This window comes from Nitrospirota bacterium (assembly GCA_030684575.1).
GTDB lineage: Bacteria > Nitrospirota > Nitrospiria > Nitrospirales > Nitrospiraceae > Palsa-1315.
This window is the reverse complement of sequence record JAUXVD010000019.1, coordinates 53,984-67,529: the sequence shown is the minus strand read 5'-3', so window position 1 is coordinate 67,529 and position 13,546 is coordinate 53,984. Positions and strand designations below refer to the sequence as shown.

The window sequence follows — 13,546 nt, the reverse complement described above, 5'->3', positions numbered from 1 at the left end:
GTAGGCTCTGAAACAGAGTCCTGTTTTCCGACGAAATGATGATGTGGCCTGAGTTGAGGGGGGAGGCGGTCGCTACGCCGCCTTGGCGGGCTGCCAGCGAAGGCCGACGTTTATGAGTTCTTGCAGAAGGTCTTTGTACGAGTAGTTGGCTTTCTCGGCTGAATCTGCAAAGTCTTCGTCGTGCGCGATTTGGGGATTCGGATTGGCTTCTAAGACATACACGTTCCCTTTTGCATCCATCCTTACGTCTATTCGCGCGTAGCCGCTCAAACCGAGTGCACGATAGACGCGCTTGGCGAGATGCTGAATCTCCGCCGCCTTTCCTTCAGGAAGACCCTTGGCTTCGCATGACCGAATTCCATACTTTTCTTGATAGGCTCGACTCCACTTCACTCGTTCGGTCGCAATCCGACGGGCGTCATCGGGCAGCTTATCCATGAGCAGCTCCCACACCGGCAAGACATGGACATGCCCATTGCCCATCACCCCAACATAGAGTTCGCGCCCCTCAATATATTGCTCAATGAGTGCACCGGTCCCCACGCTCGTGTGGATAAAGGCTACGCGTTCTTTGAGCTTCTCGTCGTCCTGGACAATGGATGCCTGGGAGATGCCCAGCGAAGCCTCTTCGGTCACCGACTTCACAATCAATGGGAATGACAGCCACTTCGGCCGCTTCACCGCCCGCCCCTGTGGCACCACTATGAAATCTGGGAATGGGATTCGATGGAAGGAAAATAATTTTTTAGACAGCACCTTATCGCGCGCAAGCATCAACCCGCGCGGGTTACATCCGGTATAGGGCACATGCAGTAATTCGAGATACGAGACGACATTCTGGTCATACACGGCCACCCCGTCGAACTCTTCGAGCAGATTGAAGGCGATGTGCGGCTTCCAATCTTCGATGGCCGAGCGAAGCACCCCGAGATCACTCTTGACCCCTAATGGCTTGACGTCATGTCCAAGCTTCCGAAGCGTGGAGACCACATCGTATTCCGTCTTCCACGCGGCGCCCGTGATCTCCTGCCCGTGAAGGGGATCTGGGGGAACCAGGTCTTCGTGCATCAGGACAAGGATGCGAAGCCGTCTCATACCGCCACCTTATGCCGCCCGCTGCGCAAGTAGTTCATGGTGTGGACGGTCAACAAAATCGTGAAGTCCAGCTTCGCCTGCTCTTCCGCAAGTGGAAGCCGCAAATGAAGCTGCCGACAGCGCTGGGTCATGTCCTCGAGCACCTGATCGATCGTGTATTGATATTCCCCGGTCCAGGCTGCGACTTTGCGGCGCACCTCTTTTCGGAAACGGTTCAAGAAGGTCGCGGCGCTCATCTTGTCGGCATGGGCTGGTGCATCGGAAAACAGCCGCTTCAAGTCCGGGTCGTAAAACGATTTTCGTTCGATCCCATAATGCTTCCGCTTCCGCTCGTAATGCTCGCCCAGGGTCTTCCTCAAGACCGGCAACGGATCGATCTCCTCGTTCGTCACCACCTTGGCTGGGGCACCAGCCAGCCCCTGCATGAGCCCATTCACATACTGAAGCTTCTTGAGAACCGGCCAGCCCTTATAGCGGTCGGCCCATGTCGAATCTGGCGTGAGCCAGACCGCGAAAGTCTCTGCAAAATCTTCATCCGGATGGCTTTGTGCGTACCATACGTCGAGATGGCGTACGAAGCTCCGGCTATAGGGTCGTGGGCTATAATATCTGGGGTAGGGATCGGACGAGCAGCCAAAGACTTGCTGCCTGCTGCGAAGCCGGCGAAGGCGATAGGCATTCTCGATCGCATGCCCTGCCTCATGCCGCAAGATACGCATACACCATTCTGCGGTCCCTCCCTCGACTTCAAGCATTTGCCCCATCTCAAGTTTCGCGAGACGGGGGTGGGCCAGGTAAAACGGGATCGCAATCCCCGGCACACCATCGGGGGTAAACCATTCGTTTGATAACCAAAAGTGAGGTCGGAATGTCAGCTCTCTGGCTTCGAGTTCGGCGTAGAGTTGCGTGATCTGTTCTGACAAGAAGGCTCCATCAAGGGTGACTCCTAGGTGGCACATGGGAAGGGCCAGAATCTTCTCGTCAGACCACGAGACCCATTCCGGCTCGTGATGGGAACCGTCAGATATTGTCAGAGCCTGAAGCTGTGATCGATGCATCGAAGCTGTATCCCGCGCGGTCGAATCGAAAGAGGTGCTGTGATAAATATAGCACGTACTTTGCTATTGCCCGTTTCAGGAAGACCTGCCGTTCACTCCCGCCTAGAAGTGGAAAAAAATTGTCCGATCACGTCCAAGAATGAACCGGGACAGGCACAAGTACGTGTTTTACGAAAAACTACCGCGGGCGAGGGAGCAGGGCCGGTGCCGTGGCCCAAATCATATCGATCACTGACCACACATAGGCGCGCGCCCGTTCAGGATCGCGTTCCCACTCCGGCATGACTTCGTGCAGATCAAGGACCGGCTTGTCGTGACCGAGACAGACCTGATTAAAGAGCGGAACATCTCTCCCGAACTGTTCCCGGATATAGGCCTGGTGGTCTCGCCCCATCGCAAGAACGAGGTCGGCAGACTCGACCAGCTCCTGAGTGAGTTGTCGCTGCACATGGGCAGTGGGATCTGCGCCCTTCTCTCGTAACCGGCCCTGAACCCACGCATGCATAGGCTGCGGCTTGGCATTGATCCCGGCTGAACTGACGACGCAGGACCGGTTTGCGCCAAGTGCGATCTTGAGCGCGTACTCGGCAGTCACACTGCGGAATATATTCGCAGTACAGACGAAGAGAACTGACTTAAGCTTCTCGTCTGAGCGGCGCTTACCCTGTCCCATACATAACCTCTGTGAAGATCGACAGTCGCACGACTGACCGCGTAAAATACCAGCCTATGTCTCAGTCGGCAAACCCATCCCGAACATATCTCAAACTCGATGATGCCACCGAGCAGTTGCAAACCAAACTGCTGCACCTCGTCGGAGAAACTATTGGCGCCTATGGGTTAATTGAAGACGGCGACAAAATCATGGTCTGCCTATCGGGAGGGAAAGACAGTTATGCCCTGCTCGACCTGTTGCTGGCCTTACAGCGGCGCGCACCGATTCATTTCGATCTTGTCGCGGTCAATCTGGATCAAAAACAACCGGGCTTTCCGGCCCATGTGCTCCCCGACTATCTTGGAAACCTGGGAGTCCCCTTCCATATCGAGGAACAAGACACCTACGCAATCGTCAAGCGACTCATCCCTGAAGGGCAGACGACCTGCTCTCTCTGCTCACGACTCCGTCGCGGCATCCTCTACCGTGTCGCTACAGAATTAGGCGCGACCAAGATTGCGCTCGGACATCATCGTGATGACATTCTGGAAACCTTGCTCCTGAATCTACTCTATACAGGAAAGCTCAGGACGATGCCGCCGAAACTCCGTGCGAAAAACGGCCGGCATGTGGTCATTCGCCCGCTGGCCGCCGTGCGGGAAGCGGATTTGACCCGGTATGCAGAACTACGCGAGTTCCCCATTATTCCCTGCAATCTCTGTGGCTCACAGGAGGATCTCAAACGGCAAGAGGTCAAAGGAATGTTGCGTGAATGGGAGCTGCGGTCACCTGGCTGCACCGATAGCATGTTTGCCGCGCTCTCGAACGTGGCACCGCCTCTTCTCCTGGACCAACGACTGTTCGACTTCAAGTCTTTGCGCGCATCGGACCGAACAGAGGGGCACGAGGATGCCTGGCTGGACGAACATCACGCGTGATCTGAATCCCCGCGCTCGATCACGTCCCAACACAAACCCCTCCCCTATGTATATTCTGCTGATAACGGCTGGCGTTGGGGCATTGAATCCCGCGAGCGCGCACATGCGGCCGCTTGCTCGACAGAGAGAAGGAAGAAGAGTCGGAACCTGTTACGCCTTGAGTTTTGAGGTGAACAGCTTGCGGAACTTCACGACCTTGGGAGCGACGATCGCGGTACAGTATCCCTGATAGGGATTTCTCGCAAAATACTCTTGATGGTAGGGTTCAGCCTCATACCACATCCCCGCTGGCTCAACTTGCGTCACAATTGGCCCCGGATAGATCCCCTCTTTCGTCATCGCCGCAATGACATCCTCCGCAACCTGCTTCTGCTCAGGCGTATGATGGAAAATCGCCGATCGATATTGCGAACCGACATCATGTCCCTGGCGATTGAGTGTCGTAGGATCGTGGATGACAAACAACACTTCGAGTAACTCGCGATAACTGACGACGGTGGGATCGAACGTGATACGAACGGCTTCTGCATGTCCGGTCCTGCCGCTACAGACCGCTTCATACGTCGGATGATCCATCTGGCCACCGAGGTAACCGGACTCGACAGACACCACGCCTTTCATCTGGTCATACACCGCTTCGAGGCACCAAAAGCAACCGCCGGCAACGGTGGCAATGTCGTATCCAGTCTCTGTTGGTGGTGTTTGTCCCATCGTATCAATCTCTCACTCTCTGACCTGAGTAATGTATGTAATGGAGCATCTCTGCGTCTGAATTCCCCCAAGGCCTTATACCATAGGAGGCGATGATCTCGCGAACAGACCCGAGAGCGCAGGCAGAAAGCCTCGTTCTTTCGATCAAGGGACCAGGTCTGACCTGTCGGGTATCACGCTGAGAGGGAGAAGAGGAAGAACGCTTATGCCGCACATTCCGCGTTGAGGTTGGCAATCACTTGCTTGAGCTTTGCCGCCTCATCAGGCTGCACCTTCGTGAACTGAATTCCAAATGTCTTGGTCTTGACCCAACGTACCTGAGCCTCGTCGATCCGCAAAGGCCAGTCGAGCCCAGGAATATAAATACGGCACTCAAACGACGCCCCCACGACAACGGGTAAATCCGTTTCGATCATGCAACCGCCCGAGGAGAGATCCAACGTCCGGCCCTGGCCTTCTCGTTGCCCGCCAGAAAATGTGCTTCTGAACTGCGAGGTAAAACGTGGCTGTTGTCGTTTTTCCATACAAGGTTCCTCTTTGATCATGCGAGGCTGAGGAGGCCTCGGACGTGAATCAGGCTGAATCGTGACACCGCCATGCCTGCTTCATCCAACTACAAACACGAAACCCCGGGCTTACCTACAGGGGCGCCGGGGTTCCGTAGAGATCGTGACCCGCTTCTTACTGCTGCACTTTCAAGAGCACATGCCCGCGACGGTTCTGCTGATAACATGACTCGGCCTGGTCGGAGCAGAAGGGACGCTCCTTACCGTACGACACAATCGCCACCTGCTTCGGGCTCACACCCGATTCGACCAGATAGCTGCGCGCGGCCTTGGCTCGCTTATCTCCCAACACCACGTTGTAATCACCCGTTCCCCGTTCGTCGCAATGCCCCTCGACCTTCATCACCGCACCAGGATGGGCCTTCAACCACTCTGCGTCGCGGTTCAATGCTTCCATTCCAGCATCTGATAACATCCATTGATCATACCCAAAGAATACGTCCTGCAAACCGGCTTCGATGGCCGCTTTTTCTTCTCTAGTTAATTCCGCACGCTGACGGGCACTCATCCCATTAGAGGACAGCGAGGCAATATCGCCACCCTTTCCCAATCGCTCTTCTGAGGGATTCTGAGAAAACCCGCTGAGCCCTCTGCCAGAATCACCCTGAGACATACCGGGGAAACCCTGATTCGAACCGTTTTGCGACGCCCCTGCTCCCGTCTCTCCATCTGACTGCAACCATTTCATGCTACAGCCTTGACTGACCAACAGGGCGAGCCCCAAAGCAGCCACCGTACTCATTTTCATTGAACTTCCGACCATGATTCTTCCCCCATCGTTGGAATGACACGGAAACACAACTGAGCCTGCGCAGATCAACTATAGCACCTGAATGAAAAAGTGAGATTCAGAGGCAGCCGGGGAGCATTTCCCCACAAATATCAGTCAGTTGAGAGGGAAGGGAGAACGATTGAGGAATAAGATGCAACCTAAAGCGGTCTACATTCCACCCGTATAAGGAGTGGCCAGAGCAAACACTCGCCTATAGTTGTGACGACTTACGATCCGCCCACCGAACCGGACGCATCACGGTACTCAACGCCGCCACGGCACAAATAAATGCCAGCATAGCCAGACCTACCATCAGAAAAAAACTCGCCCGGACGTCATGGAGGACTACATAGTTCATGATACGCCTTTCCTCATCGGTGACGATGCGCTATCCACTCCACCATCCACACGAACAGGCCCATGGTGCTGCAGGCTCTTGCTTCGTCAGCCAACGTCCACAGCAGGGACAATGCCTCGTCCAAGCCTGCCGGTGCTCACGCCCTGCTAGTCTCCAGCGAAGAGACTCCACACAACCACGCCTATAGCATAGCACCATCTTCAGCTCTCCATGAATCCTGTTTCTTCCCGTAAGGATACTGCCGAGGAGCAGAGAAATCTATGCAGCTTTTGTGGGGGATAGCCCGCCCCAAAAGACCGGGAAGGCACTTGCAAGCCTCTGATACTTCGATGATTGTGTACTGAGAATTTACTGGAGGATGTGGTGCGCCCGGAGGGAATTGAACCCCCAACCCCCGGATCCGAAGTCCGATGCTCTATCCAATTGAGCTACGGGCGCATGTGCTATTTCAAACACTTCGAAGGAGACCTTGTCAAGGATGGGAAAATGGCACAGCCTTAATCCAGATATATCGACGACGGAAGTCTAATCTGTTCCCACCAACGTGAGAAGCGTCTCAACCAGTTGATCGATCGAGCGATCATCCGTCGCAACGACATGATCGGCGGCCGCTTGATACTTCGGCGTCCGCTCTCGCAAGACATCCGCAACTTCCTCGACAAACGACTTGGTCCCCGTCAATGAGGGGCGCTGATTATCGCCGCCGATTCGTGTTGCGATCGTCTCGACGGAGGCCGTCAGCCAAAACAACCTGCCGCTCTTCTTCAATGCCTCTACATTTTGCGGGCGAAGGATTGCCCCGCCGCCGGTATCGATCACCAACTGGTCACGGCCGGCCAGTTCCCTGCAGATATCGGACTCCAGGTCGCGAAAGTAGTCCCATCCCTCTTGGGCAACGATCTCAGGAATCGCGCGCTTCGCACGAACGACGATCTCCGCATCAGTTGACACGAGCGTTCGTCCCAACCGCGCCGCCAACAGTCGTCCCACCGTGCTCTTGCCGGTCCCTCGATAGCCAATCAGCACGATATTCATGAGAAACGGGACTCCAGGACGGCGCGCATCACATCGGTTGGGGCAGTGTGATTGGTCCAGAGTTCAAACTGCGCGGCGGCTTGATGAAGAAACATCTCGAGTCCGGGAATCGTACGACAACCGGTCGCCGTTGCATCCTTCAGCAACTGGGTGTCCCGCGGATTATAAACGATATCCATGACCGTCAATCCCGCATGCAGCAACGTCGCTGGCACAGCAGTTCCCTGTATGTTGGGAGACATGCCCATCGGGGTGCAATGGATCAGCACATGTGTGTCCGGCAGAACTTTTCGCAATGTCTCCTCGTCTAGAGACAATGCCTGCACGGTCATCCCAGTCTTCGACCGGAGGTCTCCGGCCAAGGCGGTGCGTTCACGGTCATCGATTCCTAGTATGCTCAAGCCAGCGATCCCAGCCTCGGTCCCAAGCGCGAAGGCAATCGCGCGAGCTGCGCCTCCGGATCCAAGCATGACGACCTGACGCCCTTTCAAGGCAACCCCACCCTCACGAAGTGCGCGCAACGCGCCGGTCGCGTCGGTGTTATAGCCTGTGAGGGTCCCGCCTTCAGCCACAATAGTATTGATCGCACCAATATGCCGCGCAGTCGGTTCAACCTTGTCAAGAAATGGAACGGCTGCCACCTTGTGAGGGATGGTCACGCTCGCACCGCGGAAATTCCCCAACGCGCGCAGTCCTCGAATCGCATCGCCGATCGCTTCTACGCGGAACGCCAGGTACACGAAGTTCAGCCCGAGGTTCTGAAACGCGGCATTATGAATCGCCGGCGAAAGCGAATGCTCGACGGGATTACCGATGACACCGCAAAACTGAGTATGTGCGTTGATGTCCATAGGTCGAAGACTCACGGCTGCTGTTGATTTAGAAGAACGGATAGACACTCATCGAGACGACGACGGTAGGGTTGACCACTCGCAAGGAACGCCGACTCACGAGATCGTCATCCCTCCATCGATCGGAAAGGTCCCGCCCGTAACCCAGGCTGCCTCGTCGGAAACCAGATAGAGAACCATATTGGCCACTTCCTCTGGCTTACCAGCTCGACGGATAGGATAGTGCGCGAGAATCGGGGCCAGTTGCTCGGGGTTGCTCATCAACGGGGCGGCCATCGGCGTATCAATAAGTCCGGGGTTCACCACGTTACAGCGGATGCCCTCCTTGGCATAATCGACCGCGATGGCTCTGGTCATGGCATCGAGTGCCCCCTTGGACGCAGCATAGGCCGGCAATGTAGGAAGTCCGACGAGGCTCGCGATGGAGGAAATATTGACGATGGCGCCCTTCCCCTGCTTCAACATCTGCGGCAGCACCGCGCGCGTCATCCGGAACACCCCGGTCAGATTGACGTCGAGAATCTGCGCCCAGGTTGCATCATCAGTTTCATGCAGACGCTTTCCGAAATCCCCGACTCCGGCATTGTTGACGAGAATATCGAGCCGTCCGAACTGCTGCACCGTCACCAGCGCGGCCTCCTGGACATGGCGTTCGTCTGTGACCGATCCGGCAACGGCAACGGCCTTGCCCTGCGCCTTCACAATGTCGCTCACGACTCGGTCCAGCTCTCCTTGCCGTCTCCCCGTAATCACGACCGATGCTCCTTCGCGCGCAAAGGCTTTCGCGATCGCTTCACCGATACCCGCGTTGCCCCCGGTAACGACCGCCACTTTCCCCTGCAATCGGTTCATCGCGCGTCGTCCTCTCGCTCTTCATGAGCATCACCGGCCTCATCCATAGCCTCAGCCGCTTGAGCAGTAGGCCACAAACCAGACTCGATTTTTCTCGCCACGGTAATGAAGCCTGAATGGGCGACCATCCGGTGATCCGGACGTACGCTACGGCCCTGAATCGACCAGGTTCTCAACAGCGACTCGAACGTTTCAATCATGCCAAAGACCATCGCTTTCTCAAGGGCCTCAACCGTCTGCACCACTTGAGGAACGGTGGGAACAAAACTCAAATACATGCCGCCGGGACGAAGGACCTGCGCGGCATGCGGGACCACCTGCCAAGGCTCAGGAAGATCGAGGACGAGGCGATCGAACGGCAAGCCATCGTCGAGCAAGCTGATCCCCTCGTATACGTTCCGACGAAGCGAGATAAGGTTGGGCATCGTGCCCATGTACCGTTCGATGTTCGTCATCGCCGTTTTCGCAAAATCCTCGCGGGCTTCGTACGTCACGACGACGCCCCGCGGGCCCACGGCTCGTAAGAGGGCCATCGTCAAGGCCCCGGAGCCAGTTCCCGCTTCGAAGACGCGCGCGCCGGGATAGACATCCGCCCACATGGGAATGAGCGCCAGATCCTTCGGGTACAATACCTGCGCGCCCCGTGGCATCTTCAGCACATAGTCGCCGAACGTCGGCTTCAGCGCCAACATCGTCTTGTTGCCGGAGAGCGTGACGAGAGAACCATCGGGCTTTCCGATGAGATCGTCGTGCGCAATTTTATGACCGCTTAGCTGATAGCGATCTCCAGCCTTGAGGGTCAGGGCATACTGCCGCCCTTTTTTATCGACCAAATGAATACGTTCGCCTGATTGAAGTTGTGACATGGGGGCTCATTCTAGAAGTGCTGTGCCAGGTTTTCAACCAAACAAACAGCCGCCTGGGAGATTTAACGAGCTCCACCATGAGTCTTCTTGAAAAGCTTAATGCACGCATGCCATGAGCGCAGGACGCTGACGTTCGTTGAGCGCATAGCGGCGAGCAATTCCACCACAACTTTCTCGCCTCCCTTCCGCTCGATCTCCTCTATCCTGAAAGAAATGCCTCAAGGAGAGGATGTGGCAATTCAGCCTATTGCTCGATTGCCACTACTACACACCTGCAGCAAGGTTGCCTCACTCCCTCTCCGAAATCCTCATTAAGCCACTCTAATAGAGTAGCCTTTTCCATAAGATTGCGATCCGCCATTCTCATAAAGAATCCAGCACAGGATTTGCTCCGTAGTGAGGCAAGAGAGCAGCCCGTCCACACAGTACTCAGCATGAATCGTTTGACGGAACGCTGTCTCTCATAGAGTAGGACATAGAACCAGAACCAGTCGGGGTCACGACCATGCGGAGCAACAGATCAGATAATCAGAGGAGGGGCGACGACATGAAAAAGAATCTATTCCCAACCCCTGAGCCGGAAGAACTTGTCAGGATGGCAAAGGACGTTGATGCGGACGATCCCGAGGCGAGCGACCTGTTAGATGTGATCGGCAAAGACACCTCCGAAGAGGAACAACCGGATGAGCCGGTGAAGACGGCGACTCGTACCGCAGTGAGCGGCGGCCCGTTCATGTTGGAGTCACTCTACTTTCGCTCCTTCGGCGAACGAGCCCTCTTGACCAGAGAAGAAGAAGTCGAGCTGGCAAAGAAGATCGATTCTGGAACGAGCACGATTCGGAAGACCTTACGTCAGACCCTCCGAGTCTTCCCGAAGCTCACGCGCACAGCCTCGGTGCTTGAGGCGCAACACACACTCCAGATGGTCAAAGAGTTGAGCGGACTCTCAGCCAGCGCGATCGATAAAGCCGAGCAGAGGCTCACTGACATGATCAGCCAGGAAGCGGGACAGCAGAAGCTTCCGGTGACCATCGCCAAACAACTCAAGGAGGGGTTAGCCACCCTCCGCTCCGCTCGGGTCCTGCTTGAACAGGCCAAGGACGAATTGGTGCGCTGCAACCTACGGCTCGTCGTGGATGTCGCAAAACATTACACAGGCCGCGGACTGACGCTGCTGGACCTCGTGCAAGAAGGCAATATCGGGTTGATGAAAGCAGCCGAACGGTATCAATACCGCAAGGGGTTCAAATTCAGCACCTATGCAACCTGGTGGATCCGTCAAGGCATCACCCGTGCGCTCGCAGATCAATCGCGGACCATTCGTATTCCGGTTCACCAGACTGAAGCCTCGCACCGAATCCTCCGTGTCACCAGACGGCTCGGGCAACAGCTGGGCCGGCCGGCCCGAATCGAAGAAGTGGCGGACGTGCTGCGGATGAGACCGGAACGGCTCCACGAAACCGTGCAGGCCTTTCAAGAGCCGGTCGCCTTGGAGAAACTGGTGGGTGACGGGAGCACGGAATTCGGGGAACTTCTTCCCGACCTGCAAGCCGTCCCGCCAGATGCCAATGTGCATCAGACGGAAATGGCGCAGCAGCTCGAACGTATTCTCGACACGCTCACGCCTCGGGAGCAAACCGTCATCCGCCTGCGCTTCGGGATCGGTCACGATCAGTCCTGCACATTGGAGCAGGTCGGGCAAAGCCTGTCGGTCACGAGGGAGCGGATTCGCCAGATCGAAGCGAAAGCGCTCAAGAAACTGAAAACCCCACAGATTAAGGAAATGTTTGCCGCCATCCAGTAAACCGCAGACGCATGAAGCAGAAAGGGGCGAGGCTCATCCTCGCCCCTTTTCTGTCACGCAGCTTTCCCCCTGAAGCCACTTATGCCACAATGAGGCCGACTCAGTATGTGAGGCCCCATGACCACAATCCGCACAGTAGAGACAAAATCAAGCCACTTTCACGTCTTCACCGTTTCGCTCCTTCTCCCTCTTGTCATCGTCATGGTCCCGGACGGACGGTTTGCCAAGGCTGAGACCGTGGTTGGATCGGTCCCCATCCACGAAAAATCTCTGTCAGTCCCTGCCGTCGTGGCACAAGTACGCCCCTCAGTTGTCACCATTCTCACTCGCGGCATGCCGTCCACTCCCACGCAGGCCCAATCGGGGTCTGGGTCCGGCGTGATTATCGACGCGAGCGGCTATATTCTGACGAACAATCATTTGGTCGCGGGCATCAAGAGCCTGGTCGTCGGACTCTCAACGGGTCGGCTCACCCCAGGCCGTGTCGTTGCACGTGATTTCCTGCTGGACCTGGCCCTCGTCAAAATCACGGCAACGGACTTGGTGCCCGCGACGCTCAGTCCTGTACCGGCACTTGAGATTGGCGAGTCGGTCGTTGCCATCGGCAATCCCCTCGCGCTCAAGGGAGGCTCAACCGTCACTGTCGGTGTCGTCAGCGCCGTCGATCGCTCAGTCCTCACTCCGGATGGTGAAACACTCTACGATCTGATCCAAACCGATGCGGCCATCAACCCTGGCAACAGCGGAGGTCCGCTCGTGGATCTGGCCGGTCATGTGATCGGCATTAATGTGGCCATCGCGCCATCCGCCCAGGCCATTAGTTATGCGATTTCGATGGAGGCCATCTACCCCCACATTCAATCGATGATCGTCCGTGGATCGGTCCTTCGTCCGGACATCGGATTTACGCCTGTGACCATCACCGCAAGCATCATGGCGAGCTTTGGACTGGACGGTGACCGCGGGGTCTTGGCGCTGAATGTCGAGCCGGGAGGAACCGCCGTCACAGGAGGCCTCCAGAGCGGGGATATCATTACTGCCGTCGATCAACATCAGATCTATAATCTCGGAGACTTCTGGCACTCCATCCGACGTTCGGAAGATCTCCCCAGCCTGCAACTGACCGTACAGAGAAAAAACGTCCAGTCCACCATCTCGATTCACAAGCCTTCGCGGCAGAAGGCTCTTCCATGAATCACGCCGACGGGTCCCTGCACAGTCACGACGGTACAGGACACGAGAGCAGACCCGGTCCGCAAGAAGGCAGGCTCGTCCTGTTTCCCAAGCCGGTCCCCTACGACGAAGCCTGGCGACTACAGCAACAATTACGGGAAGAACGGATTGCGGAGAATCAAGGGGATACGTTGTTACTCCTTGAACATCAGCCCGTCTATACCCTGGGCCGAAGTACCAAACCCGCGCATTGGGCCTGCGGAGAAGAAGCCCTCCGCCAAACAGGGGCCAACTTCCAATCCGTCGATCGTGGCGGCTCCATTACCTATCATGGACCGGGACAGATCGTGGGGTATCCGATCCTCAAGCTGTCGCATTATTGTTCAGGGCCGAAACAGTATGTGCGGAATTTGGAAGAGGTCTTGATCCATACGCTCGCACGATGGGGAATTGAAGGTTATCGTGTCAAGAAGGCACCTGGCGTCTGGGTCCGCTGGCGTGATGCGGATGCAAAGATTGCAGCCATCGGAGTCCGGATCGATCATGGCGTGACGCTTCACGGCTTTGCGCTCAACGTCGACCTGGACCTCTCCCCCTTTTCCCATATCGTGCCCTGTGGCCTGACCGCATGCCCGATCACGTCCATGGCCGAAATCCGACAGTCTCCCTTGTCTATTGCAACCGTCACGCAACAGGTAGCGCAGGAATTCGCGCGAACGTTCAACGTACAGTGGCTGAATCTCCCGCCAGAGATCACGGAACAAGGAGACGATCACATTACCCTCGCCGCGACGACGCTCACGCACAGCTGA

The 13,546-nt window shown here is 56.4% G+C and carries 15 protein-coding genes and 1 tRNA gene; 4 read left to right on the top strand and 12 right to left on the bottom strand.

Features of this window, described 5'->3' with window-relative positions; all coding sequences use genetic code 11:
- Positions 1-72 precede the first annotated feature (72 nt).
- The 3 genes from Q8N00_13830 to Q8N00_13820 all read right to left on the bottom strand — a co-directional run bounded on the left by Q8N00_13830 (position 73) and on the right by Q8N00_13820 (position 2,826).
- On the bottom strand, positions 73-1,095 hold the full coding sequence (locus tag Q8N00_13830) for an ATP-grasp domain-containing protein (protein ID MDP2383870.1): 1,023 nt from the start codon (positions 1,093-1,095) through the stop codon (positions 73-75).
- Positions 1,092-2,018: a putative zinc-binding metallopeptidase gene (locus Q8N00_13825; GenBank protein ID MDP2383869.1), complete on the bottom strand. Its 927-nt coding sequence runs from the start codon at positions 2,016-2,018 to the stop codon at positions 1,092-1,094. Before Q8N00_13825 ends, Q8N00_13830 begins: the two co-directional genes overlap by 4 nt.
- A 313-nt stretch (positions 2,019-2,331) precedes the next feature.
- Entirely contained in the window at positions 2,332-2,826 is a 495-nt protein-coding gene (locus Q8N00_13820) for a hypothetical protein (protein MDP2383868.1), read from the bottom strand.
- A gap of 56 nt (positions 2,827-2,882) precedes the next feature.
- Between Q8N00_13820 and ttcA the strand changes: the two genes are divergently transcribed.
- Entirely contained in the window at positions 2,883-3,746 is an 864-nt protein-coding gene (gene ttcA / locus Q8N00_13815) for a tRNA 2-thiocytidine(32) synthetase TtcA (protein ID MDP2383867.1), read from the top strand.
- A gap of 150 nt (positions 3,747-3,896) precedes the next feature.
- Here the strand turns inward: ttcA and msrA are convergent, their stop codons facing one another.
- From msrA to Q8N00_13770, 9 genes are all read right to left on the bottom strand, one after another.
- Positions 3,897-4,457: a peptide-methionine (S)-S-oxide reductase MsrA gene (msrA, locus tag Q8N00_13810; protein MDP2383866.1), complete on the bottom strand. Its 561-nt coding sequence runs from the start codon at positions 4,455-4,457 to the stop codon at positions 3,897-3,899.
- A gap of 203 nt (positions 4,458-4,660) precedes the next feature.
- Complete coding sequence (locus Q8N00_13805; GenBank protein MDP2383865.1) at positions 4,661-4,981, bottom strand: PilZ domain-containing protein; 321 nt, start codon at positions 4,979-4,981, stop codon at positions 4,661-4,663.
- Between the two features lie 157 nt (positions 4,982-5,138).
- Positions 5,139-5,786: an OmpA family protein gene (locus Q8N00_13800; GenBank protein MDP2383864.1), complete on the bottom strand. Its 648-nt coding sequence runs from the start codon at positions 5,784-5,786 to the stop codon at positions 5,139-5,141.
- 220 nt (positions 5,787-6,006) lie between these two features.
- A complete protein-coding gene (locus Q8N00_13795) occupies positions 6,007-6,153 on the bottom strand; it encodes a hypothetical protein (GenBank protein MDP2383863.1) in 147 nt (48 codons plus the stop codon).
- A gap of 361 nt (positions 6,154-6,514) precedes the next feature.
- Positions 6,515-6,591, bottom strand: a tRNA-Arg gene (locus Q8N00_13790).
- Positions 6,592-6,678: 87 nt separating this feature from the next.
- Positions 6,679-7,188, bottom strand: a complete 510-nt coding sequence (locus Q8N00_13785) for a shikimate kinase (GenBank protein MDP2383862.1) — start codon at positions 7,186-7,188, stop codon at positions 6,679-6,681.
- The gene (locus tag Q8N00_13780; GenBank protein ID MDP2383861.1) at positions 7,185-8,039 is read right to left on the bottom strand and encodes a shikimate dehydrogenase; all 855 of its coding nucleotides are present in this window, start codon (positions 8,037-8,039) and stop codon (positions 7,185-7,187) included. Before Q8N00_13780 ends, Q8N00_13785 begins: the two co-directional genes overlap by 4 nt.
- Positions 8,040-8,135: 96 nt before the next feature.
- Positions 8,136-8,891, bottom strand: a complete 756-nt coding sequence (locus Q8N00_13775) for an SDR family oxidoreductase (protein ID MDP2383860.1) — start codon at positions 8,889-8,891, stop codon at positions 8,136-8,138.
- Positions 8,888-9,757 (bottom strand): tRNA (adenine-N1)-methyltransferase, encoded by an 870-nt coding sequence (locus tag Q8N00_13770; protein MDP2383859.1) that lies wholly within the window; start codon positions 9,755-9,757, stop codon positions 8,888-8,890. The genes Q8N00_13775 and Q8N00_13770 overlap by 4 nt, the downstream gene beginning before the upstream one ends.
- Before the next feature lie 547 nt (positions 9,758-10,304).
- Between Q8N00_13770 and Q8N00_13765 the strand changes: the two genes are divergently transcribed.
- The 3 genes from Q8N00_13765 to lipB all read left to right on the top strand — a co-directional run bounded on the left by Q8N00_13765 (position 10,305) and on the right by lipB (position 13,546).
- Positions 10,305-11,561, top strand: coding sequence for a sigma-70 family RNA polymerase sigma factor (locus Q8N00_13765; GenBank protein ID MDP2383858.1), 1,257 nt, complete (start codon positions 10,305-10,307; stop codon positions 11,559-11,561).
- A gap of 117 nt (positions 11,562-11,678) precedes the next feature.
- Positions 11,679-12,755: a trypsin-like peptidase domain-containing protein gene (locus Q8N00_13760; protein MDP2383857.1), complete on the top strand. Its 1,077-nt coding sequence runs from the start codon at positions 11,679-11,681 to the stop codon at positions 12,753-12,755.
- The gene (gene lipB / locus Q8N00_13755) at positions 12,752-13,546 is read left to right on the top strand and encodes a lipoyl(octanoyl) transferase LipB (GenBank protein ID MDP2383856.1); all 795 of its coding nucleotides are present in this window, start codon (positions 12,752-12,754) and stop codon (positions 13,544-13,546) included. The genes Q8N00_13760 and lipB overlap by 4 nt, the downstream gene beginning before the upstream one ends.

Coding starts and splice junctions, on each gene's coding strand:
- Q8N00_13830 (MDP2383870.1), bottom strand. CDS start 1,095: ATGAGACGGCTTCGCATCCTTGTCCTGATGCACGAAGACCTGGTTCCC.
- Q8N00_13820 (MDP2383868.1), bottom strand. CDS start 2,826: ATGGGACAGGGTAAGCGCCGCTCAGACGAGAAGCTTAAGTCAGTTCTC.
- ttcA (MDP2383867.1), top strand. CDS start 2,883: ATGTCTCAGTCGGCAAACCCATCCCGAACATATCTCAAACTCGATGAT.
- msrA (MDP2383866.1), bottom strand. CDS start 4,457: ATGGGACAAACACCACCAACAGAGACTGGATACGACATTGCCACCGTT.
- Q8N00_13805 (MDP2383865.1), bottom strand. CDS start 4,981: ATGGAAAAACGACAACAGCCACGTTTTACCTCGCAGTTCAGAAGCACA.
- Q8N00_13800 (MDP2383864.1), bottom strand. CDS start 5,786: ATGGTCGGAAGTTCAATGAAAATGAGTACGGTGGCTGCTTTGGGGCTC.
- Q8N00_13795 (MDP2383863.1), bottom strand. CDS start 6,153: ATGAACTATGTAGTCCTCCATGACGTCCGGGCGAGTTTTTTTCTGATG.
- Q8N00_13785 (MDP2383862.1), bottom strand. CDS start 7,188: ATGAATATCGTGCTGATTGGCTATCGAGGGACCGGCAAGAGCACGGTG.
- Q8N00_13780 (MDP2383861.1), bottom strand. CDS start 8,039: ATGGACATCAACGCACATACTCAGTTTTGCGGTGTCATCGGTAATCCC.
- Q8N00_13775 (MDP2383860.1), bottom strand. CDS start 8,891: ATGAACCGATTGCAGGGGAAAGTGGCGGTCGTTACCGGGGGCAACGCG.
- Q8N00_13770 (MDP2383859.1), bottom strand. CDS start 9,757: ATGTCACAACTTCAATCAGGCGAACGTATTCATTTGGTCGATAAAAAA.
- Q8N00_13765 (MDP2383858.1), top strand. CDS start 10,305: ATGAAAAAGAATCTATTCCCAACCCCTGAGCCGGAAGAACTTGTCAGG.
- Q8N00_13760 (MDP2383857.1), top strand. CDS start 11,679: ATGACCACAATCCGCACAGTAGAGACAAAATCAAGCCACTTTCACGTC.
- lipB (MDP2383856.1), top strand. CDS start 12,752: ATGAATCACGCCGACGGGTCCCTGCACAGTCACGACGGTACAGGACAC.